The 21034-nt window shown below is 73.0% G+C and carries 19 protein-coding genes and 1 pseudogene; 18 read left to right on the top strand and 2 right to left on the bottom strand.

Annotated features, from left to right (window positions below):
• Nucleotides 1–198: 198 nt before the first annotated feature.
• From KME75_RS21835 to KME75_RS21860, 7 genes and pseudogenes are all read left to right on the top strand, one after another.
• The gene (locus KME75_RS21835) at nt 199–1080 is read left to right on the top strand and encodes a LysR family transcriptional regulator (protein ID WP_246632565.1); all 882 of its coding nucleotides are present in this window, start codon (nt 199–201) and stop codon (nt 1078–1080) included.
• A gap of 107 nt (nt 1081–1187) precedes the next feature.
• Nucleotides 1188–1943, top strand: coding sequence for an MFS transporter (locus KME75_RS43445; RefSeq protein ID WP_308282976.1), 756 nt, complete (start codon nt 1188–1190; stop codon nt 1941–1943).
• A 21-nt stretch (nt 1944–1964) separates the two neighbouring features.
• Entirely contained in the window at nt 1965–2483 is a 519-nt protein-coding gene (locus KME75_RS43450; protein WP_308282977.1) for an MFS transporter, read from the top strand.
• A 97-nt stretch (nt 2484–2580) separates the two neighbouring features.
• Nucleotides 2581–3774 (top strand): MBL fold metallo-hydrolase, encoded by a 1194-nt coding sequence (locus tag KME75_RS21845; RefSeq protein WP_219416735.1) that lies wholly within the window; start codon nt 2581–2583, stop codon nt 3772–3774.
• Nucleotides 3775–3814: 40 nt separating this feature from the next.
• Nucleotides 3815–4507: a class I SAM-dependent methyltransferase gene (locus KME75_RS21850; RefSeq protein WP_219416736.1), complete on the top strand. Its 693-nt coding sequence runs from the start codon at nt 3815–3817 to the stop codon at nt 4505–4507.
• A gap of 217 nt (nt 4508–4724) precedes the next feature.
• A complete protein-coding gene (locus tag KME75_RS45070; RefSeq protein WP_219416737.1) occupies nt 4725–5507 on the top strand; it encodes a DUF559 domain-containing protein in 783 nt (260 codons plus the stop codon).
• Between the two features lie 160 nt (nt 5508–5667).
• Nucleotides 5668–6462 (top strand): annotated as a pseudogene (locus tag KME75_RS21860) (dihydrodipicolinate synthase family protein); the annotation flags it as partial.
• A gap of 12 nt (nt 6463–6474) precedes the next feature.
• On the opposite strand, the gene pucD reads toward KME75_RS21860, so the two are convergent.
• Nucleotides 6475–8868 carry a xanthine dehydrogenase subunit D gene (gene pucD, locus KME75_RS21865; RefSeq protein WP_219416738.1) on the bottom strand — a complete coding sequence of 798 codons (2394 nt, stop codon included), beginning with the start codon at nt 8866–8868 and terminating at the stop codon, nt 6475–6477.
• Nucleotides 8869–9204: 336 nt separating this feature from the next.
• On the opposite strand from pucD, the gene KME75_RS21870 reads away from it, so the two are divergent.
• From KME75_RS21870 to KME75_RS21885, 4 genes are read left to right on the top strand one after another with little or no spacing between them, the layout of a single operon-like run.
• Complete coding sequence (locus tag KME75_RS21870; protein WP_219416739.1) at nt 9205–10200, top strand: LacI family DNA-binding transcriptional regulator; 996 nt, start codon at nt 9205–9207, stop codon at nt 10198–10200.
• A 56-nt stretch (nt 10201–10256) separates the two neighbouring features.
• Nucleotides 10257–10976: a GntR family transcriptional regulator gene (locus KME75_RS21875; protein WP_219416740.1), complete on the top strand. Its 720-nt coding sequence runs from the start codon at nt 10257–10259 to the stop codon at nt 10974–10976.
• Between the two features lie 52 nt (nt 10977–11028).
• Entirely contained in the window at nt 11029–11259 is a 231-nt protein-coding gene (locus KME75_RS21880) for a DUF433 domain-containing protein (protein WP_219416741.1), read from the top strand.
• Entirely contained in the window at nt 11256–11450 is a 195-nt protein-coding gene (locus tag KME75_RS21885; RefSeq protein WP_219416742.1) for a hypothetical protein, read from the top strand. Before KME75_RS21880 ends, KME75_RS21885 begins: the two co-directional genes overlap by 4 nt.
• 96 nt (nt 11451–11546) lie before the next feature.
• Here the strand turns inward: KME75_RS21885 and KME75_RS21890 are convergent, their stop codons facing one another.
• Nucleotides 11547–12536, bottom strand: coding sequence for an amidohydrolase family protein (locus KME75_RS21890; protein ID WP_219416743.1), 990 nt, complete (start codon nt 12534–12536; stop codon nt 11547–11549).
• Nucleotides 12537–12915: 379 nt separating this feature from the next.
• Here KME75_RS21890 and KME75_RS21895 point away from each other — a divergent pair, with 379 nt between their 5' ends.
• From KME75_RS21895 to KME75_RS21925, 7 genes are all read left to right on the top strand, one after another.
• Nucleotides 12916–14322, top strand: coding sequence for an amidohydrolase family protein (locus KME75_RS21895; RefSeq protein ID WP_219416744.1), 1407 nt, complete (start codon nt 12916–12918; stop codon nt 14320–14322).
• Nucleotides 14323–14359: 37 nt separating this feature from the next.
• A complete protein-coding gene (locus tag KME75_RS21900; RefSeq protein ID WP_219416745.1) occupies nt 14360–15727 on the top strand; it encodes a nucleobase:cation symporter-2 family protein in 1368 nt (455 codons plus the stop codon).
• Between the two features lie 134 nt (nt 15728–15861).
• Nucleotides 15862–17226: a nucleobase:cation symporter-2 family protein gene (locus KME75_RS21905; RefSeq protein ID WP_219416746.1), complete on the top strand. Its 1365-nt coding sequence runs from the start codon at nt 15862–15864 to the stop codon at nt 17224–17226.
• Nucleotide 17227: 1 nt separating this feature from the next.
• The gene (locus KME75_RS21910) at nt 17228–17833 is read left to right on the top strand and encodes a UbiX family flavin prenyltransferase (RefSeq protein WP_219416747.1); all 606 of its coding nucleotides are present in this window, start codon (nt 17228–17230) and stop codon (nt 17831–17833) included.
• A complete protein-coding gene (locus tag KME75_RS21915; RefSeq protein ID WP_219416748.1) occupies nt 17830–19248 on the top strand; it encodes a UbiD family decarboxylase in 1419 nt (472 codons plus the stop codon). The genes KME75_RS21910 and KME75_RS21915 overlap by 4 nt, the downstream gene beginning before the upstream one ends.
• Entirely contained in the window at nt 19245–20234 is a 990-nt protein-coding gene (locus KME75_RS21920) for a CobW family GTP-binding protein (protein ID WP_219416749.1), read from the top strand. Before KME75_RS21915 ends, KME75_RS21920 begins: the two co-directional genes overlap by 4 nt.
• A complete protein-coding gene (locus KME75_RS21925) occupies nt 20231–20941 on the top strand; it encodes a maleate cis-trans isomerase family protein (RefSeq protein WP_308282978.1) in 711 nt (236 codons plus the stop codon). The genes KME75_RS21920 and KME75_RS21925 overlap by 4 nt, the downstream gene beginning before the upstream one ends.
• Nucleotides 20942–21034 lie beyond the last annotated feature (93 nt).

Genomic DNA, 21034 nt, shown 5'->3' on the forward strand with positions numbered 1-21034 from the left:
AGCGGGTCGAGGTCGACCACCGAGTCGTTGGCCGTGGGGCCGACGACGAGTCCGGTGACGGGGTGCGCGGCGCCGGCGAACCGGCCGAGCGCGAAGGAGACGGGGGACACGCCAGCCATGCTCGGGCCTGCCGCCGCCATCAGGGAACAGCCGATCGCTGATGACGTGCATCAGCGTCATGGATAGTCTTCCGCGCCGATGAACCTCGCGAACCTGGACCTCAACCTGCTGGTCTCCCTCGACGCCTTGCTGAGCCAGCGCGGGGTGACCCGGGCCGCGCAGCAGCTGGGGCTGAGCCAGCCCGCGCTGTCGGCGGCCCTGGCCCGGCTGCGCCGGCACTTCGGCGACGAGCTGCTGTCCCGGGCCGGCAACGAGTACCGGTTGACGCCGCTCGCGGCGCAGCTGCGGCCCCGCGTCCGGCTGGCGCTGCAGAGCGCGGAGCGGGTGTTCACCGCACAGCCGGAGTTCGACCCGGCGACGACCGACCGGGAGTTCGGCCTGCTGGTCAGCGACTACGTCTGCGCCGTGCTCGGCGACACGCTCGCGAGCCTGATGGCCCAGGAGGCGCCGCTGGCGCGACTGCGGTTCACCCACAACACCCCCGACGCCGTGGACCGCGCGGAGCAGACCCTGCTCGCCACGGACCTGCTGCTGCTGCCGCACGGGTTCGTCGCCGACCTACCCCACGCCGACCTCTACCGCGACCGCTGGGTGCTGCTCGTCTCCGCCGACAACGCGGCGGTCGGGGACGCGGTGACCGTCGAGCAGCTGCGGGAGCTGCCCTGGGTGGTCACCTACCACGGGCCGACCGCCTCCACCCCGGCCGCGCGGCAGATGCGGATGCTCGGCATCGAACCGCGCGTCCAGGTGGTCACCGAGAGCTTCCTGACCGTCCCCGGCCTGGTCGCCGGCAGCGGCCGGATCGCGCTGCTGCAGGAGCGGCTGGTGCAGCTGCTGCCGCTCGACACCGGCGTCCGCGCCCTGCCGTGCCCGTTCGAGGCAGGCCCGCTCGTCGAGGCGATGTGGTGGCACCCCGTCGCCGACCGCGACCCCGAGCACGCCTGGTCCGTGACCTCGTGACCCGAGCCGCGCACCTGGCGACCGACGACGTCGACGCGGAGGCCTGACGAACCACCATCCACGCGGCTGATGGCCGCCATCGGCGATTCGGTGTTCCCCGGCCATGCGTGCCGTCCGCAGACTGCCTGCCGATCGAGGACGGCGACGGCGCCGGCCCGAACCACCGCCAGGAGCGCACCGTGTCGCACCCCGCGTCGCCCGGGACACCGACCACCCCCGTCCTCGACGGAGAGACCGCCGTCGACCCCGCCACCGGCCGCCGCGCCGGGCGGGCGCAGGCCCTCGTCCTGCTGCTGTCCAGCTGCCTCGCCGTGCTCGGGGCCGTGCTGCTCGCGCCGGTCCTGCCGAGCATCCAGCAGGCCTTCGCCGACACCCCGGGCGTGGAGGCGCTCACGCCGATCGTGCTGACCGCGCCCGCGCTGATGATCGGGCTCACCGCTCCCGTCGCCGGCCGCATCGTCGACCGTCTCGGCCGCAAGCGCCTGCTGGTGGGGGCGCTGGTCGTGTACGCGGTGGTCGGGACGGCGCCGCTCTGGCTGGCGTCCCTGCACCTCATCGTGGTCAGCCGGGTGCTCGTCGGCGTGACCGAGGCCGCGATCATGACGTGCTGCACGACCCTGCTCGCCGACTACTTCCACGGCAGCAGGCGCCAGCGGTACTTCGGCCTGCAGACCGTCTACACGACGGTGGCGGCCACTCTGTTCTTCGCCCTCGGCGGCCTGCTCGGCGCCCAGGGGTGGCGCACCCCGTTCTGGCTCTACGCGGTGAGCCTGCCCCTGGCGGTCCTCGCCGCGCGGTACGTCTGGCAGCCCGCGCGTCCGGCCGCGGCGGCGGGGGAGAAGCTCGCGCCGCTCCCGTGGTGACGCCTCGCCGCTCCGGTCGGCGTGACCCTGATCGGTGGCCTGGTCTTCTACGCGCTCATCGTCGAGCTCTCCTACGTGCTCGACGGCATCGGCGTCACCTCGACGGCCACGATCGGCGCCGTCAGCGCCGTCGGGTCGATCGCCACGGCGGTCGGGGCGTTCGTGTTCGGCCGGGTCGCCCGCCTCGGCCCGGCCGTGACCGTGCCCGCGGCGTTCGCGTTCTCCGGCGTCGGGCTCGTCGGGCTGGCGATGGGCACGTCAGTGCCGCTGGTCGTGGCCGGCGCCGTCGTCACCGGTTTCGGCAACGGCCTGCTGCTGCCCGCGATGCTCACGTGGGCCCTCGGTTCCCTCGGCGTCGAGCAGCGGGGCCGCGCCACGGGCATGTGGACCTCGGCGCTCTTCGTCGGCCAGTTCGTCTGCCCGCTCGTCGTCCTCGCCCTGGCCGGCGCGATCGGCGGCCTGCCCGCCGCGCTCGTGGTGCTGGGCGTCGTTGCCCTGGCGGTAGCGGCGGGCGTGCGCTTGGCACGGCCGGCGCCCTGACCACCGCACACACCGCCGGGACTCCGCACACACCGCCGCGGTGCCGACCCCACGCGGTGTGTGCGGTCCCCATGTTTCCGACGAGGAGGTCGTTTCGATGTGTGATGTGCTGGGCCGGGCCCTCCGGCAGGCCGACGCCGCGGGTGGGCTGTCGCGGCGCGGGTTCCTGCGCGCCGCGGGCGCCACCGCCGTGGCCGGCGGGCTGATGGCGAGCGCCGGGTGCGCGGCGAGCGCCGAGGAACCACGGCGCGCGGCGACCGCGGCGAGCGGCCACCGCACCCGCCTGGTGCTGCTCGGCACCGCGGGTGGCCCGATCCTCCTGAAGGGAGGAGACCGCTTCGGCGTCTCGACCGCGATCGCGTACGGCGGCCGCGTCTACGTCGTGGACCTCGGCCTCGGTGCCCAGATGCGCCTCGCCGCGGCGGGCTTCGGCGGTGAGGCGCCGAACTCGCAGCTCGCCGGCCTGCGCGGGGTGTTCTTCACCCACCTGCACTCCGACCACGTCGCCGAATGGCCCGCCCTGTACGCCGTCGGCCCCATGAACCGGGGCTCCGCGCGCGAGAAGATCCACGTGTTCGGGCCGGGCGACCGCGGCACCCTGCCCCGGGTCTTCCCGCCGCACCGGCCGGAACCGGCGCTCGTCAACGCCGACAACCCCACGCCGGGCATCAGCGGCATGACCGCGCACCTGCGCAACGCCTTCGCCACCGACTTCAACGACCGCGCCCGCGACTCGAACTACACCCTCCCCGAGGGCACGTTCGACGTGCAGGACATCGACATCGCCCCGTACTGGCAGGTCGATCCGGCCGGCGTCCCGCCCCGCCTGCACGAGCCGATCCCGGTGTGGCAGGACGGCGACGTCCGCGTCACCGCCACGCTCGTCGACCACCACCCGACGGCTCCCGCGTTCGCGTTCCGGTTCGACACCCCCGACGGCTCGGTCGTCGTCTCCGGTGACACGGCCGTCAGCGAGAACCTCATCGACCTCGCCCGCGGCGCCGACCACCTCGTCCACGAGGTCATCGACCCCGAGTTCGTCGAGCAGCTGGTGCAGAGCCTGCCGCGCGAGCAGCAGGACCCGCTGCGGGCGCACCTGCTCGAGTCCCACACCACGATCGAACAGGTCGGGCGGGACGTCGCCGAGCCCGCGGGCGTCAAGACCCTCGTCCTGAACCACCTCGTCCCGGGAGACAACGATCCGGAGCGGTGGAAGCAGGCCCAGAACGGCTTCTCCGGCACCCTGATCGTCGGGGAGGACCTCATGCAGCTGGGCGTGGGGCAGGCCTGAGCGTTGGGTCCGGCGGTGGGACGCGCAGCAGGAGCGGTACGTGGCCGACCGCGAGGAGCGGTTCCGCGTGGTGGCCGACGTCGTGCGCTGGTCGCTGGCCCGGACGGGCGACGCGGGGCGGCCGGCGCGGATCGTCGACGTCGGGTGCGGGCCCGGGTCGCTGTCGTCGCGGCTCGCTCGCGAGCTGCCCGGGGCCGAGATCGTGGGCGTCGACGTCGACCCGCTGCTGCTCGGGCTCGCCGCGGAGTCCGGCGTGCGGGTCGTGCGGGCCGACATCACCGACCCCGCCTGGCCGGATGCGCTCGGGCTGGCCGGCCCGTGGGACGTGGTCGTGTCGTCCACCGCCCTGCACTGGCTCGCGCCCGCGCCGCTGGCCGAGCTGTACCGGACGGTGGCGGGCCGGCTGCGTCCCGGCGGGGTGTTCGTCGACGCCGACAACCGCCCGCTCGACGGGGACGTGGCCGCCGACCTGGGCCGGTGGGTCCGCGACGCGCGGGCCGAGCGGGCCGGCGTCACCGGCAACGAGGACTGGCGCTCCTGGTGGGACGCGGTGCTCGCCGACTCGGACCTCGGCCCGCTGGTGGACGCCCGGTCGGAGGCGTCCATCGCCCACAGCAGCGAGAACGAGCAGAGCGTCGGCGAGCACGCGAGCATGCTGCGTGCCGCGGGGTTCGGCACCGCCGTGCCGGTCTGGCAGTGCGGCGACGACATCGTGCTCGTCGGCGTCCGTTAGCCGTACTGCTGGTCGTGGTCACCGAAATCGGGACGTGACAGCCATATCCGGCGGTGCTGTCCCGGATCTGGTGATCAACGTGCCGGCTTTCTCGATCGGGCCCCCCGGCCGGCGCTCGCGTGGATGCTGACCGGGTGTCGTTCGAGCAGCTCGTGGTCCGGCAGGGTGGCGTGGTCGGCCTCGCGCAGGCCGTCGCCGCCGGGTCCCGGCGAGGACGGTGCACCGCCGGGCTCGGGAGAAGGCCTGGCAGCGGCTGCATCCTGCGGTGTACCTCGTCGGTGGGCACCGCTACACCGACGAGGTGAAGGTGCGAGCCGCGTGGTTGTGGGCGGGCGCGGACGCCGTCGTGACCGGTCCGGCCGCCGCGTTCTGGCACGGGATGCTTCCCGCCGCCCCCACCGAGGTCGAGCTCACCGTGCCCGCCGGGTGCAAGCCGCGCCCGCAGCCCGGCGTCCGGGTCCGCCGCCGCGACCTTCCCGCACCGGATGTCGTCTGCGGCGCCGGCGTCCGGGTCGCGGCCAAGCCCCTCGCCGCCCTGGAGGCCGCCGTCGCGCTCCCCGACGGCTCGGCGTTCCTCGACCGCGCCCTGCAACGCCACGTCCGGTTCCCCGCGCTGTACCGCGCCTACTGCCGCAACCTCGGCTGCCGCGGATCCTCCGCCGCCGGGCGGTTGCTCACTGCCGCCGCCGACCGCGCCGACTCCGCAGCCGAACGGCTGCTCGTCCGGCTCCTGCGCGGGGCGGGCATGACCGGATGGGTGCTCGGCCACCCGTTCGGCCCCTACCGCGTCGACCTCGCGTTCCCCGCCGCAAAGCTGGCCGTCGAGGTCGACGGGTGGGCCTGGCACATCGATGTCCACCGCTTCCGGAGCGACCGGCGCAAGGGCAACGCGCTCGTCCGTGACGGCTGGGACCTGCTGCGCTTCACCTGGCACGACCTCGACCGCCACCCGGGCCGCTGCCTCACCGAGATCCGCGCGACCCTCGGCCTCCGGCCCTGATCAGCGGAGGCGGGACAGAACGGCCACATGTGTCGCGCGCGTCCCGGTTCCCGCGATCATCAGGCCGAGCGGCCAGCTGGTCCGGCCACCGACTTCCGCCGGTTCGCCGCGGACCACCGCGCGAGCTGGACCCGTTGACGGAATATTGGTATACCAACTCATGCTGCTGTCCGACGTCGCGGAGCGCCTGCGCACCGTGGTCGCGATCCCGGTCACCCCGTTCGACGACCGCGGGGAGGTGGACGAGAAGACTTACGCGGCGCTGGTCGGCCGGCTCGTCGACGCGGGCGTGGACGTGCTCACCCCGAACGGCAACACGGGCGAGTTCACCGCGCTGAGCCCGGCGGAGGCCGAGCGCTGCGTGGAGGTCACCGTCGAGCACGCGGGCGACGCGCTGGTGATGGCGGGCGTCGGGCTCGACCTCGGGGGAGCGGTGCGCGCCGCGCAGCACGCCCGCTCGGCGGGCGCGCAGCTCGTCATGGTCCACCAGCCGGCGCACCCGTTCCAGACCGCCGAGGGCTGGGTGGCCTACCACCGCGCGATCGCCGAGGCGGTGCCCGAGCTCGGCGTCGTGCTCTACCTGCGCGACCCGGCCGTGTCCGCGCAGCGACTGGGCGCGCTGCTCGACGCGTGCCCGAACGTCGTCGCGATCAAGTACGCGGTGCCCGACCCCACGGCGCTCGCGCACCTGGTGCGCACCACGCAGGGCCGGCCGATCACCTGGCTGTGCGGGCTCGCCGAGACCTGGGCGCCGTTCTTCTGGCTCTCCGGCGCCCACGGGTTCACGTCCGGGCTGGTGAACGTCGTCCCGGAGCTGTCGCTCGCGATGCTCGCGCACCTGCGCGCCGGTGACCACGCCGCGGCGATGGACCTGTGGTGGCGGATCACGCCCTTCGAGGACCTGCGGGCGCGCGACCGCTCCGCGCTCAACGTCTCGGTCGTGAAGGAGGCGCTGGCGCAGCGCGGGCTATGCTCCGCCGCCGTCCGCCCCCCGACCAGCACGCTCAGCGAGACAGACGTGAGTTGGTCCGCCGGACGCTGCGGGACTGGGAGACCGTGGCGACGTGAAGTCGTCGGGACGGACCGGGGTGCGGGCGAGTTCCAGGCCGGAGGCGTCGCGCAGCGCGTTGAGGATCGCCGGCGTCGACGAGAGCGTCGGGGGTTCGCCGACGCCGTTGAGGCCGTAGGGCGAGTCGGGGTGCGGGAACTCGAAGATCTCCATCGGCATCGGGGGCACGTCGAGGATCGTCGGGATCAGGTAGTCGGTGAACGACGGGTTGCGCACCCGCCCCTGGTCGTCGACGAGGATCTCCTCCATCAGGGCCAGGCCGAGCCCCTGGGCGTTGCCGCCCTCGATCTGCCCCTCCACCGCGACCGGGTTCATGGCCTTGCCCACGTCCTGCGCGGTGGCCAGCTCGACCACCTTCACCAGGCCCAGCTCGACATCCACGTCGACCACGGCCCGGTGCGCGGCGAACGCGAACGCGATGTGGGCGTCGCCCTGCCCGGTCTCCGGGTCGATGCCCTGCGTGCGGCGATGGTGGTAGGTGAAGACGTGCTCGATCGTGTCCGGGCCGACGAGGTCGGCCACCGTGGCGACCGGCGCGCCGGTGACCGCGTCGACCACCGAGTCGTCACGGAGGGCCAAGGTGTGCGGCTGCCGGCCGGTGCCGGCCGCGGCGCGGCGCAGCAGCTCCTGCGCGACCCGGCGGCACGCGCCCTCGACCGCACCACCGGACATCCACGTCATCCGCGACGCCGACGCGGACCCGGCGTCCCCGATCCGCGTGTCCGCCGGGAGCACCACCACGCGTGACACGCCGAGCTCGGTGTGGGCGATCTGGGCCTGCACGGTCGTCACGCCCTGTCCGCACTCCGCGGCGGCGGTGTGCACCGACACCGACGGCTCGCCGCCGACGACGGTCAGGGACACGCGCGCGGCCGAGGTGTCGTCCACCCCGCCGGAGTAGCCGATGGCCTTGACGCCGACCGCGTAGCCGATCCCGCGCCGCACGCCCTCGCCGTGGGTGGTGTTGCCGACCCCGCCGGGGAGGTCGCGCAGGTCCCGTTCGCCGTCGGCGTCCGGGGGCAGGGGCCGGTCGCGCAGGCTCGCCAGCAGCTCGCGGACGGGGGCGGGGCCGTCCACCGCCTGACCGGTCGGCAGCACCGTGCCGGTCGTCATCGCGTTGCGCAGCCGCAGCTCGAGGGGGTCCATCCCGAGTGCGCGGGCCAGCTTGTCCATGTTGGACTCACACCCGTAGGTGGACTGCACCGCGCCGAACCCGCGCATCGCCCCGCACGGCGGATTGTTGGTGAACACCGCGACCCCGTCGATCTCGGCGTGCGGCACGGCGTAGGCGCCCGCGACGAAGTAGGCGGCGTTCGCGACGACCACCGGCGACGTCGAGGTGTAGGCGCCGCCGTCGAGCAGCAGGTGCGCCTTGACGTAGACGAGCGTGCCGTCCCGCCGCGCGCCGTGTTCGTAGCGCATCCGGGCGGGGTGCCGGTGCACGTGCCCGAAGAACGACTCGTACCGGTTGTAGACCATCCGCACCGGCCTGCCGAGCCGCAGGGCGAGCATGCAGGCGTGCACGTGCACGGACAGGTCCTCGCGCCCGCCGAAGGCGCCGCCCACGCCAGCCAGGGTGAGCCGCACCTTCTCCGGCGGGAGACCGAGGCAGGGGGCGATCTGCTCGAGGTCCTTGTGCAGCCACTGCGACGACACGTACAGCTCGACGCCGCCGTCGTCGGCGGGGACCGCGAGGCCGGACTCGGGGCCGAGGAACGCCTGGTCCTGCATCCCGACCTCGTAGTCGCCCGTGACGACCACCTCGGCCTGCTGCCTGGCCAGCGCCATGTCGCCGTGGCGGATCTTCACGTGCCGGACGAGGTTGCCGCCGGGGTGCACGGGGCGGGTGCCGGCGTCCAGTGCCGTCGTGGGGTCGGTGACCGGGTCGAGCACGTCGTACTCGACGCGCACCAGCTTGGCCGCCCGCCGGGCGGTCTCCTCGTCGTCGGCCGCCACGAGCGCGACGGGTTCGCCCTGGTAGCGCACCTCGTCGACGGCCAGCACCGGCTGGTCGGCCACCTTCATCCCGTAGGTCGCGGCGCCCGGGACGTCCCGGTGGGTCAGCACCGCGTGCACGCCGGGGCAGGCGAGCGCCGCGGAGACGTCGATCGACCGGATGCGCGCCGCGGCGTGCGGGCTGCGGACGGTCGTGCCGAACACCGCGCCGTCGAGCCAGAGGTCGGAGGAGTAGGCGAACTGCCCGGTCACCTTCAGCGTGCCGTCGGGGCGCGGCACGCTCCGGCCGACGGCACCGGCCTGCCGGGTCTCGGCCCCGTTGGTCAGGCGGCTCATCGCACGGCCTCGCTGGCGCTCGGCCGGCGCTTCGCGCGGGCGCTGTGACATTGATTCGCTCGCTGGCGCTCGCTCATCGCACGGCCTCGCTGGCGCTCGGCCGGCGCTTCGCGCGGGCGCTGTGACATTGATTCGCTCGCTGGCGCTCGCTCATGACGCGATCCCACTGGTGCACATGCGGCGACTCCTCGAGGTGCGATGCGGACGGTGGCGGCCCGTCCCTCCCGGCTGCGACACCCGCAGCCCATCCCGACGGAAGCGGATCAACACGTGTAGATACGGACGGAGCCAACTCGTGTAGATGTGCCGGTGTCAAGGGGCTAACCTGCTCCTGTGGTGACCCGCGACGACGTGGCGCGGCGCGCGGGCACGTCCCCCGCCGTCGTCAGCTACGTCCTCAACAACGGCCCGCGCCCCGTGGCCCCGGCGACCCGGGCGCGCGTCGAGGCCGCGATGGCGGAGCTCGGGTACCGACCGAACCTCGTGGCGAAGGCGCTGCGGTCCGCGCGCAGCAACACGATCGGGCTCGTGGTGCCCGACAGCGCGGAGTCGTTCTTCACCGAGCTCGTGCACGCCGTCGAGCGGGCCGCCCACGCCGAGGGCGTGCTCGTGCTGCTCGGCAACTCCGGCTTCTCGCGCGCACAGGAGCACCGCTACGCCCAGACGCTGGCCGGCATGCAGGTCGACGGCCTGCTGCTGGTGCAGGCGGAGGTCGCCGAGCCCGGCCCGCCGCTGGACCTCTCCCGCTCCGGGGTCCCGGTCGTGTACCTCAACCACCGCGCGCCCCGCGGCGCCGCCGCGCCGTCGGTCGTGCTCGCCAACCAGCGCGGGGGCCGGCGGGCCGCCGACCATCTCCTCGCCCACGGGTACCGGCGGATCGGGTGCCTCACCGGGGACGCCCGGTCCGGTCCCGTCGCCGACCGGGCCCGCGGGTGTGCCGCCGCTCTCCGCCGGGCCGGGATCGAGCCCACCGCGGTGCTGCGCACGGGGCTGGACCGCCACTCCACGCGCGCCCAGGTACGGGACTGGCTCGCCGGGCCGGACCGGCCCGAGGCGATCATGGCGACGGCCGACGGCCTGGCCGTGGACGTGCTCAGCGTCGCGCAGGAGCTCGGGCTGCGGGTGCCCGGCGACCTGGCGGTGACGGGGTTCGGGGCGACCGCGGCGGCGGCGCACACCTGGCCGCCGCTCAGCACCGCGGGCCATCCGCTCGAGGACGTGGGCCGCGCGGCCGTCGCCACGCTGGACGCCGTCCGCCGGGACGGGGCGGCAGTCCCCGACCGGGTGCTCGACGTCGAGCTCGTGCTGCGGCGTAGCTGCGGGTGCGGCTGAGGTCGGGGTGGGAAGCGATATCCTCCCCGTCCAGCCGAGATGATCGAGGTCCCTCCATGCCCGTGCCGCGCGCCCTCGACCGGTTGGAGCAGGGCGGGCAGCTGGCCGAGCGCACCTACGAGGCGATCAAGTCCGCGATCCTGGTCAACCGGCTGCCGCCGGGCACGCCGTTGAGCGTCCCCGAGCTCGCGCGCCAGCTGGGAGTGAGCCGCAGCCCGGTCCGCGAGGCGGTGCAGCGGCTGATCTACGACGGTCTCGCGACGCACGCGCCGAACCGGGGCGCCGAGGTCAGCCTGGTCGACATCGACGACCTCCGGCAGCTCTACCTGGTGCGCGAGCAGCTCGAGGGGCTCGCGGCCGGGCTGGCCACGGAGCACCTCGACGCCGACGCGCTGGCCTGCCTGCGCGGCATCCTCGCCGAGCACGAGGAGGCCCTTGGAGCCGGCGAGGACATCGTGGCGCACATCGAGCTGGACCGGCGGTTCCACCGCACGATCCGTGAGCTGGCGGGCAACCCGCACCTGACCGCCGTCCTGGAACCGATGGCGGGCCGCTCGCACTTCGCGCTGCACTCGCTGTGGCGCAGCCCCGACGCGCCGCGGCTGGCGCTGGACGAGCACCGCCAGATCGTCGAGGCGATGGTGGCGGGCGACCCGGAGCTCGCCGCCGAGGCCGCGCGCCGCCACATCGCCCGCCTGCGGGTCCGGCTGTCGCAGGCGAAGCCGGGCAGCCCCGACCCGGCCCGCCCCCGGCGCCGCCCGCGGCCCGCTTCCTGATCAGCGCCCGGTTCGCAACCCAGGATCGGCGGAACGGGCATATCCTCGTGATGTGGCATTCGAGAGGGTCACGGTGGACCCGGAGCGGATGGGCGGACTGCCCTGCATCCGTGATCTCCGGGTGACCGTCAGCATGGTGCTCGGTCAGCTTGCGGCCGGCCGGACCATCGAGCAACTCTTGGCCGACTATCCGTATCTCGAGCACGCCGACGTGCTCGCCGCTCTGGAGTACGCCGCAGCCATCGCGCAGGAGCGCGAGGTCCCGCTCGCTCGTCCGGCGTGAAGCTCCTTGCGCTGCGTCGCACGGCCAGCCCGTCGGTCGTGCTGCTACGGCACGTCAACGAGCTCCCGCGCGAAGCGCAAAGTGCGCTGCTGATCGCCAACCTGCCCACCGTTCTCGACGATCTCGGCTGCGGCGCGATCGTCTCCTTGAGCCCGACGAGGATGGCGGTCCGCCGGCTGCCCATCGCCTGAGCAGCGACGTCCCCCGTGCGAACCCTGCACCGGTGACCGGTGCGCGACGACCGTCCGGGCCCCGCGAGGTCCGGACGGTCGCGGCAGCGGCGGGCGTCAGCGTGCGGCGGCCGCCTGCTCCGCCCACGCCGACGGGGTGTAGTCGGAGTAGTGGTCGGCGTGGGTGTTCGCCGCCGACGCCTGCACGACCTCGCCGCGCAGGTAGGCCTCGGCCTCGGCGACGTCCTTCGGCGGCGGGGTGGGCTGCAGGCCCAGCAGCTTGGCCATGTTGTTGCCGAGGTAGCCCTCCAGGTCGTCCTCGGAGAGGTTGAGGCCCTGCGGCGGCTCGTGGCAGAGCACCTCGAGCTCACGCGCCCACATGCCGGGCTCGTTGGGCGGCGAGTCGGTGCCGAACACGAGGTCGCTCTTCTTCATCTCCTTGGCGAACTCCACGATCCGCGACTGCAGCAGCCAGCCGGACTCGCCGATCACGTTGGGGGAGTCCTGGATCATCCAGAACGCCTCGAAGCAGTACACCCCGCCGGTCTGGATGCCGAAGTGGCCGATGATGAACGTGACGTCGGGGAACTCGCGGATGATCGGGTAGAACTGCGTGGGGATCGAGTAGGGCCCGTCGCCGGTGTGCAGCAGCACGATGACGCCCAGCTCGTCGCACACCCGCAGGGCCGGCCGCAGCCAGTCCAGCGCCCGGTCCGGCCGGTAGGAGTGCATGTTGGCGTGCAGCTTCATCATCTTGTAGCCGTGTTCCTTGACGTGGAACGCCAGCTCGGCCGCGCCGTTCTCGGGCCCGAAGCGCGGGTTGTAGATGAAGTTGCCGACGAACCGGTCCGGGTAGCGCTGTACCAGTTCGGTGACGTAGGCCTGGTAGTCGCGGATGCCTTCCCGGCCGGTGCGGTTGCCGTCGCGCCACTGGGTGTTGCCGGGCGGGGGCATGATGCAGGAGACGTCCACGCGGCGGGGCTTGCCGTTGATGAGGAACGGGCCGTCCATCATGGCGAGCGTGCGCTCGCCGGTGAACGGTGTGCCGGTGTGGCGCCACGCCTCGTCCACGAGGTTGGTCGGATGCACGTGCGTATCGATGATCACGAGAGGCTCCTCGAGCATCTGGTCGTCAGACGTCCCCGGCCGCGAATCACCGCACCTACGGGCCGCCGCGTCGATCGCGGCTGACCCGATTCGACCACCGTCCGCGGCGAGGTGTCAACGATCTGCATGTAATCCATCGACCCGGATGCCGGTGGGTGCCGGGCTGCGGCGCCCGTGCGCCTGCCGAGCCGCGCCGCATGCCTCGTCGAGCTGCGGAAACTGCGAGCGCTCTTGACACCGTAACGTGACTGTCGTTACATGCTCCCCACGCCGGTGACCTCCCGCCCTGGGTTCAACCGTTCGGCGATCTCCCGCCCTGTGCCGGGCGGAGCAGCGCTACGGGGAACAGGGCGGTCGCACCGCCCGGGAAGCGGGCGTCATGGCCGAGCAGCGGTTCGAGTACTGCGACCTCCTCCTCACCGGGGGAGCGGTGGTCACGGTGGACGACGACCGCACCGTGCACGAGACCGGCAGCGTCGCGGTCCGCGGCGAGCGGATCGTCGCGGTCGGCCCGGACGCGCAGATGACGCACTGGCGGGCCGACACGGTCGTCGACTGCCGCGGCAAGGCGGTGCTCCCGGGGTTCGTCGACGGCCACAACCACCTCTACCAGGCACTGGCCCGCGGCCTCGGCGAGGGCATGTCGATCGTGCCGTGGCTGTGCGGGTTCATGTGGCCGTACTCGATCGGGGTCGATCCGGCGGAGGCCGTGGCCGGCGCCCGCCTGGGCGTGGTCGAGGCCCTGCGGTCGGGCATCACCACCGTGATCGACAACCACTACGCCCCGAGCGACCTCGCCACCACGCTCGCGGTCGCCGACGTGATCGAGCAGGCCGGGCTGCGCGGTGCGGTCGCCCGGGGCATGGTCGGGCACCCGACGGAGATCGCCCGGCGCCGCGGCCAGCCCGACGGGCTCTTCCGGTACTCGGCCACGGACGAGCTGGCGATCACCCGGGAGGCGGTCCGGCACCGGCCGCCGGGGTCGCGGGTGGAGGTCTGGCCGGCGCCGCTGAACCTCACTTACGTCGACCAGGACCTGCTGCGGGCCGGGATCGAGCTCGCGCGTGAGCTCGGCACCCGCTGGCACGCCCACTGCTGCGAGGGACGCAGCGACCCGGAGAGCTACCGCGAGGCCTACGGGGCGACGCCCGTGCAGTGGCTCGCCGACAAGGGCCTGCTCGACGGACACGCCACGCTCGCCCACGCGATCTGGCTCGACGACGCGGACGTCGACCACGTCGCCGAGGCCGGTGCGCACGTCGCCCACAACCCGACGTCCAACGCCTACCTGGCCTCGGGGACAGTGCGGCTGCGCGACCTGCGCGACCGTGGCGTCGCCGTCGCGCTCGGCACCGACGGCCCGAGCTGCGGGCACCGCCAGGACGCGTTCGAGTGCATGAAGCAGGCGATCTTCGCCCAGCGGCTGGCGACCCTCGACCCGACCAGCGCCCGCGCCGAGGACGCCCTCGAGATGGCCACCCGGGACGGCGCCCGCTACGCCGGCGTCGATGCCGGCGTGCTGGCGCCGGGCCGGCTCGCCGACATCGTCGTGGTCGACCTCGACCGGCCCCACCTGCGGCCGGTGCACCGCGTCGTGAGCCAGCTCGTGTACTCCGCGCACGGCTCCGACGTGCACATGACGATCGCCGGCGGCCAGATCCTCTACGCCGGCGGCCGGTGCCTGCGCCTCGACGAGGACGAGGTCATGGCCGACGCACAGCGCCACGCCGACGCCCTGCTCGCGCGGGCGGACATGACCGGCCTGCGCACCCCCTGGATCTCCTGACCCACTCCACGACCGCCGGCGTTCCACTGGAGGAACGATGCGATTCCGTGCCCGCACCACCGCTGCCAACCGCCACCCCGTCGACACCGTCCCCCCGGTGCGCCAGCTCGTGCCGCTGGGGCTGCAGCACGTGCTCGTCGCCTACTCCGGGATGGTCACCACACCCCTGCTGATCGGGCTGGGCATCGGGCTGCCCACCGACCAGATCGCGCTGCTCGTCACGGCGAACGTGCTGGTGAGCGGGATCGCGACCCTGATACAGACGCTCGGGGTGTTCAACATCGGGGCGCGGCTGCCGATGGTGATGGGCTCCACCTTCACCGGGATCGCGCCCGCGATCACCGTGGGCGCGGACGCCGGGCTGCCCGCCGTCTTCGGCGCGACCATCGTCGCCGGCGTCGTCGGGTGGCTCGTCGCGCCGTGGTTCTCCAAGCTGCTGCCGTTCTTCCCGCCGATCGTCACCGGCACGATCATCGCGATCATCGGCTTCTCGCTGCTGCCGAAGACCTCGAACCTGATCGCCGGGTCGGACCCGACGGCGCCGGGCTACGGCTCGGTCGACAAGCTGCTGCTCGCGCTGGGCACGATCGCGCTGGTGCTGGCCATCGAACGGTTCGCGCCGCAGGCGGTCCGCCGGTTCGGCATCCTGATCGCGCTGGTGCTCGGCACCCTCGTCGCCGTCCTGCTCGGGATGGCCGACTTCTCCGCGGTCGCGCAGGCCGACACGTTCGGCGTGGTGGTGCCCTTCGCGTTCGGGCCGCCGACGTTCCTGCTCGCCGCCATCGTCCCGATGCTGATCGTCCAGGCGGTCAACATGGTGGAGACCACCGGGCACACGCTCGCCATCGGGGAGATCACCGACCGCCGGATCGACCAGCGGACGATGGCGGGTGCGCTGCGCGCCGACGGGGTCGCCGCCGCGCTTGCCGGAGTGCTCAACTCGTTCACGATCGTGACGTTCGGCAACAACGTCGGGGTCGTGAGCATCACCCGCGTCGTCAGCCGCTTCGTCGTGGCCACCGCGGGCGTGATCCTCATCGTCATGGGGCTGATGCCCCAGCTCGGCGCGGTGATCGCGGCTCTGCCCGGCCCGGTGCTGGGCGGTGTCGGGGTGGTCATGTTCGGCACGGTGGGTGTGATCGGCCTGAAGATCGCCGCCCAGGCCGACCTGAGCAGTGCGCGCAACATGATGATCGTGGCGATCTCGTTCGGCTTCGGGATGATGCCCGGCGGCGCGCCCGAGTTCTACAGCGGACTGCCGTCGTCGGTGCAGACCGTGCTCGACAGCGGTATCGCCGCGGGCGGCATCTGCGCGATCGCGCTCAACCTGCTGCTGAACCCCCGGACCCGGACCGAGAAGAACGTCTGCCCGGCTCCCGTGGGCGAACCCTGCACCTGCCCTTGACCCCGCCCAGGATTACATGCAACATCTCGGATGCTTGTGGTACCACCCATCGCCCCGTAGGTGCTCGGAGTTCACGCCCGAGCGGCCGGGGGCCCACCGCTCCACGGTGGCCTTCCGATGAGGTGAGGGATCCCATGGTCCAGCACGAAGCACACTCCTCCGCAACCCCCGACCCCGGCGCGCCCGACTCCGCTGTGTCTGCCGTCGACGAGCGCCTGCGGCCCGGCCCCACCGTCCTGCTCGGCCTCCAGCACGTGCTGGTGATGTACGCGGGCGTGGTGATCGTGCCGATCGTCGTCGGCGCCGGGCTCGGCCTGACCGAGGACCAGATCGCGGCGCTGGTCAGCATCGACCTGGTGCTCGCCGGGATCGGTACCCTGCTGCAGGCACTGGGCCTCTGGACGTTCGGCATCCGGATGCCGCTGGTCGTGGGGGCGGCCTCGAACGGGATCGTGCCGATGGTCCTGGTGGGCCAGAGCCACGGGCTCGGCACGGTCTACGGCTCGCTCCTGGTCGCCGGGATCATCTGGATCCTGGTCGCGCCGTACTTCAGCATGCTCCTGACGCTGTTCCCGGCCGTGGTCACCGGCACCGTGATCACGCTGATCGGGCTCACGCTGATCCCGGTGGGCTTCCGGCTCATCGCCGGCGGCTCCGACCCCGCCGCTCCCGGCTACGGCGACCTCGGCAAGCTCGGCCTCGCCGCGTTCACGATCGCGCTGATGGTGGTCTTCTACCGGTTCCTGCGCGGCCTGCTCGGCCAGCTGTCGATCCTGCTCGCGATCGTCATCGGCGCGGTCACGGGCTGGATCGCCGGCATCGGGAGCCTGGCCGGGGTCGGCGACGGCCCGGTCTTCGGCATGATCACCCCGTTCCACTTCGGACCGCTGCAGTTCCACGTCCCGTCGATCCTGCTCTTCCTGATCATCGTGTTCGTGCTGATGGTCGAGGGCGCCGGGCAGGGCCTCGCGGTGGGCGAGGTGGTCGGCAAGAAGGTCGGGCCTCGCGACATCGCCCGGCTGCTGCGCGTCGACGGCCTGCTGACGGCGATCAGCGGCGTGTTCAGCGGGTTCGCCTACACCACCTTCGGGCAGAACATCGGGCTCATCGCGCTGACCGGCGTGCGCAGCCGCTTCCCGGTGGCGGTCGGCGGCGGGATCCTCATCCTGCTCGGCGTCGTGCAGCCCGTCGGCCGGGTGGTGGCCGCGATCCCGCAGCCGGTGGTCGGGGCCGCGGCGGTGGTCACCTTCGGCGCGCTGGCCGTCTCCGGCATCCAGCTGCTGTCCCGGGTCGACTTCCGGGCGCCCGGGAACCTGCTGATCGTCATGCTGGCGCTGGGCGTCGGGATCGTGCCCGCCACCTCGCCCGCCTTCTTCCAGCAGATGCCCGACGTCCTGCAGACGTTCCTCAAGAGCGGGGTCGCGATCGGCACGATCGTCGCCGTCGGCCTCAACCTCGTCTTCCACGTCTCCCGCCGGACGACGACGGAGCGGGTCTGACATGGCACGCCAGCGGCTCGTCGTCGGGATCACCGGCGCGAGCGCCCCGCACCTGGGCATCCACCTGCTGCGCACCCTGCGCCGCCTGGGCACCGTCGAGACGCACCTGGTGATCTCCCACGCCGCGCACCGCACGATCGAGCTCGAGACCGGGATGCGCCCGTCGGAGGTCGCCGCGCTCGCCGACGTCGTGCACCGGAGGGGCGACATCGCGGCGTCGATCGCGTCCGGCTCGTTCCTCACGCTGGGCATGGCCGTGGTGCCGTGCTCGATGAAGACCCTGGCCGCGGTGGCGCACGGCTATGGCGACGACCTGCTGACGCGGGCCGCCGACGTCTGCCTCAAGGAGCGCCGCCCGCTCGTCCTGGTGGCCCGCGAGACCCCGCTGAGCCTCGTGCACCTGCGCAACATGGTGGCGGTCACCGAGGCCGGCGCGACGGTGCTGCCGCCGATGTCCGCGTTCTACCAGCGCCCGTCCTCGGTCGAGGACGTCCTGGCGCACCTGTCCGGAAAGGTGCTCGACCAGTTCGGGATCGAGCACGACGTCTCCCCGCGTTGGCACGGCCCCGTTCGCACGGTGCAGCCCGTGGAAGGAGCGGTATCATGACCTACCCGGGGCTTTCGGTGCGGCAGGACCCGCACGCGTTCCTCGACTCGTACCTCGCCGAGCATCCCGACGACGTGGTCGTCGTCGACGACGCGGTGGCGGCCGACGAGGGCGTCACCGGCCTGATCTACGAGCTCACCGCGGCCGGCCGCGACGAGATGGTGCTGTGCCGCAAGGTGGACGGCCTCAGCGCTGGTGAGATCGGCGTCCCCGTGCTCAGCAACGTGTTCGCCTCGCGGCGGCGGATCGCGCGGATGCTCGGCTGCGAGCCGGCCCGGCTGCACGCGACCTACCAGCAGCGCACCGCGACGCCGTTGCCGCCGCGGGTGGTGGACGACGGGCCGGTCCTGGAGGTGGTGCGACGCGGCGACGACGTCGACCTGGGCACCGTGCCGATGCTGCGGCACTTCGCCTCCGACCGGGCGCCGTACATCACCAGCGGCATCATCGTCGGCGAGGACCCGGACTCGGGCGTGGGCAACATGAGCTACCACCGCTCGATGGTCCATGCCCGCACGGAGCTCGCCACCAGCCTGCACTCGCGCGGGGACCTGTGGCGGATGCTGGGCCGCTACGCCGAGCGCGGGGAGCCGATGCCGGTGGCGATGGTGATCGGCGGGCATCCGCTGTTCATGCTCGCCGCGTCCGCGCGGGTCGGCTACGACGTCGACGAGCGCGCGCTCGCAGGCGCGCTGTTCGGCGAGCCGCTGGAGGTGGTGCGCACCCCGAGGCACGGGATCGGCGTGCCCGCCTGGGCCGACATCGTGCTCGAGGGCACGATCGACCCGGACGCGCGGGCGGACGAGGGCCCGTTCGGCGAGTTCTCCGGCTACTCGTCGAACCGGTCCACCCACAACGTGCTGCACGTCGACACGATCCTGCGCCGCGCCGAGCCACTGCTGATCGACGTCGAGGGCGGCAACACCGCCGAGCACCTCAACCTCGCCCGGATCCCCCGCGAGGCGGAGATGGCCGCCAAGCTCATGGGGCGGTTCCCCGACGTCACGGCCTTGCACTACCCGACGTCGGGCACCCACTTCCACTGCTATGTCGGCCTGCGCCATCGGCGGCCGGGGCAGGCGCGCCAGGTGATGCTGGGTCTGCTCGGCTGGGATCCGTACGTCAAGACGGTGATCGCCGTCGACGAGGACGTCGACGTCACCGACGACGCCGAGGTGCTGTGGGCGCTCGCCACCCACTTCCAGCCCCACCGCGACCTGTTCGTCGTCGACGGCCTGCCCGGCTCACCGCTCGACCCGTCCTCCGGCAGCGACGGCACCACGTCCCGGATGGGGCTGGACGCCACGCGGGGTCCGGACTTCCACGGCGACCGCATCGTCGTCTCCGCCGACGCGCGCGCGACCGCGCGGCGGCTGCTCGACCAGGTCCCCCGACGCGCAGGAGGCGCCGCATGACCACGATCCCCGTGACCGTCCTGACCGGATTCCTCGGCTCGGGCAAGACCACGCTCGTCAACCACATCCTCACCGCCCACCACGGGCACCGCATCGCCGTCATCGAGAACGAGTTCGGCGAGATCCCGATCGACAACGACCTCGTGATCGGCGGCGACGAGAAGATCATCGAGATGAGCAACGGGTGCTGCCTGTGCTGCACGGCGCGCACCGACCTCATCGACATCCTGCGGTCGCTGCTCGAGCGGCGCGAGCGCTTCGACCGGATCCTCATCGAGACCAGCGGCATGGCCGACCCGAACCCGGTGGCGCAGACGTTCTTCGTCGACGACGAGATCGCCCGCCACTTCGAGCTGGACGCGATCGTGACGCTGGTGGACGCCAAGCACGTGGGCGGTCATCTCGACGAGGTGGCGCCCGACGGCGTCGGCGGCCAGGTGGTCGACCAGATCGCGTTCGCCGACCGGATCGTCGTCAACAAGGTCGACCTCGTCACGCCCGGCGAGCTGCGGGTCGTCGAGCAGCGCCTGCGCGGGATCAACGCCACCGCCGAGATGATGACGTCCACGCACGGCCGGATCGAGCTGTCCCGGATCCTCGGGGTCGGCGCCTTCGACCTGAACCGGGAGCTGCAGAACCGGCCCGGCTGGCTCGACGAGCCCGAGCACCTGCACGACCCGACGCTGACGTCGGTCGGGATCGAGGTCGACGGGGAGGTGGACCGCGCGGCGTTCGACGACTGGCTGCGGCGGCTCGTCGACGGGCGCGGCGGCGACTTCTACCGGTTCAAGGGCCTGATCGCGGTGCGCGACGACGACCGCCGCCTCGTCGTCCAGGGCATCCACCAGATCTACGACGTGCAGCCCGGTGCGCCGTGGGGGAGCGGACCGCGCCGCAGCCGGATGGTGGTCATCGGGCGCGACCTGGACAAGGAGGAGCTGACCCGCGGGCTCTCCTCGTGCGCGTCGGTGCGGAGCCTCGCGTGACCCGGATCGGCATGATCACCCCGTCGTCGAACACCTGCCTGGAGCCGGTGACGTACCGGATCCTTTCCGGCGTCGACGACGTGAGCGTGCACTTCAGTCGGCTGCCGGTCACCACGATCACGCTCGACGCGTCGGCGCACTTCGCCGCCGAACCGATGCTGCGGGCCGCGGAGCTGCTGGCCGACGCGCGGGTGGACGTCCAGGTGTGGAACGGCACCTCGGGGTCGTGGCTGGGTGCGGGGCACGACGAGAAGCTGGTCCACCGGCTGCAGGAGGCGACGGGGATCCCGGCGACCACGTCGACGCTGGCGATGGCGCAGGCGTTCGCGGTCCTGGGGGTGAAGCGCCTGGGTCTGGTCACCCCGTACGTGGGCGAGGTGGCGGCCCGGATGGCCGAGCAGTACGCGCAACAGGGGGTCGCCGTCGTCGCCGAGCACCACTCGGGCCTGACCGACAACGAGGCGTTCGCCTCCGTCCCCGGGGCCGACCTGGCGGCGATGGCGCGGGCCGTAGCCCACGACGTCGACGCGGTCGCCGTCGTGTGCACCAACCTCGCGGCGGCGCCGCTGGTCGCGGGCCTGGAGGCCGAGCTGGGCGTCCCGGTCCTCGACAGCGTCGCCGTGACGCTGTGGCAGGCGCTGCGGATGACCGGGTGGGACCGGCCGATCGCGGGCTGGGGGAGGCTGCTCGACGGCCGCCCGTCCTGACCTCGCTGGCAGATCGCACAATCCCGCCGCCGCGCGGGGACGGGGTTTTGTCGGTTCGGGGAGTGGTTGGTCGGATGCGTCGTCGCGCATCGT

Source organism: Pseudonocardia nigra, from assembly GCF_019396355.1.
In the GTDB taxonomy this organism is placed as follows: domain Bacteria; phylum Actinomycetota; class Actinomycetes; order Mycobacteriales; family Pseudonocardiaceae; genus Pseudonocardia; species Pseudonocardia nigra.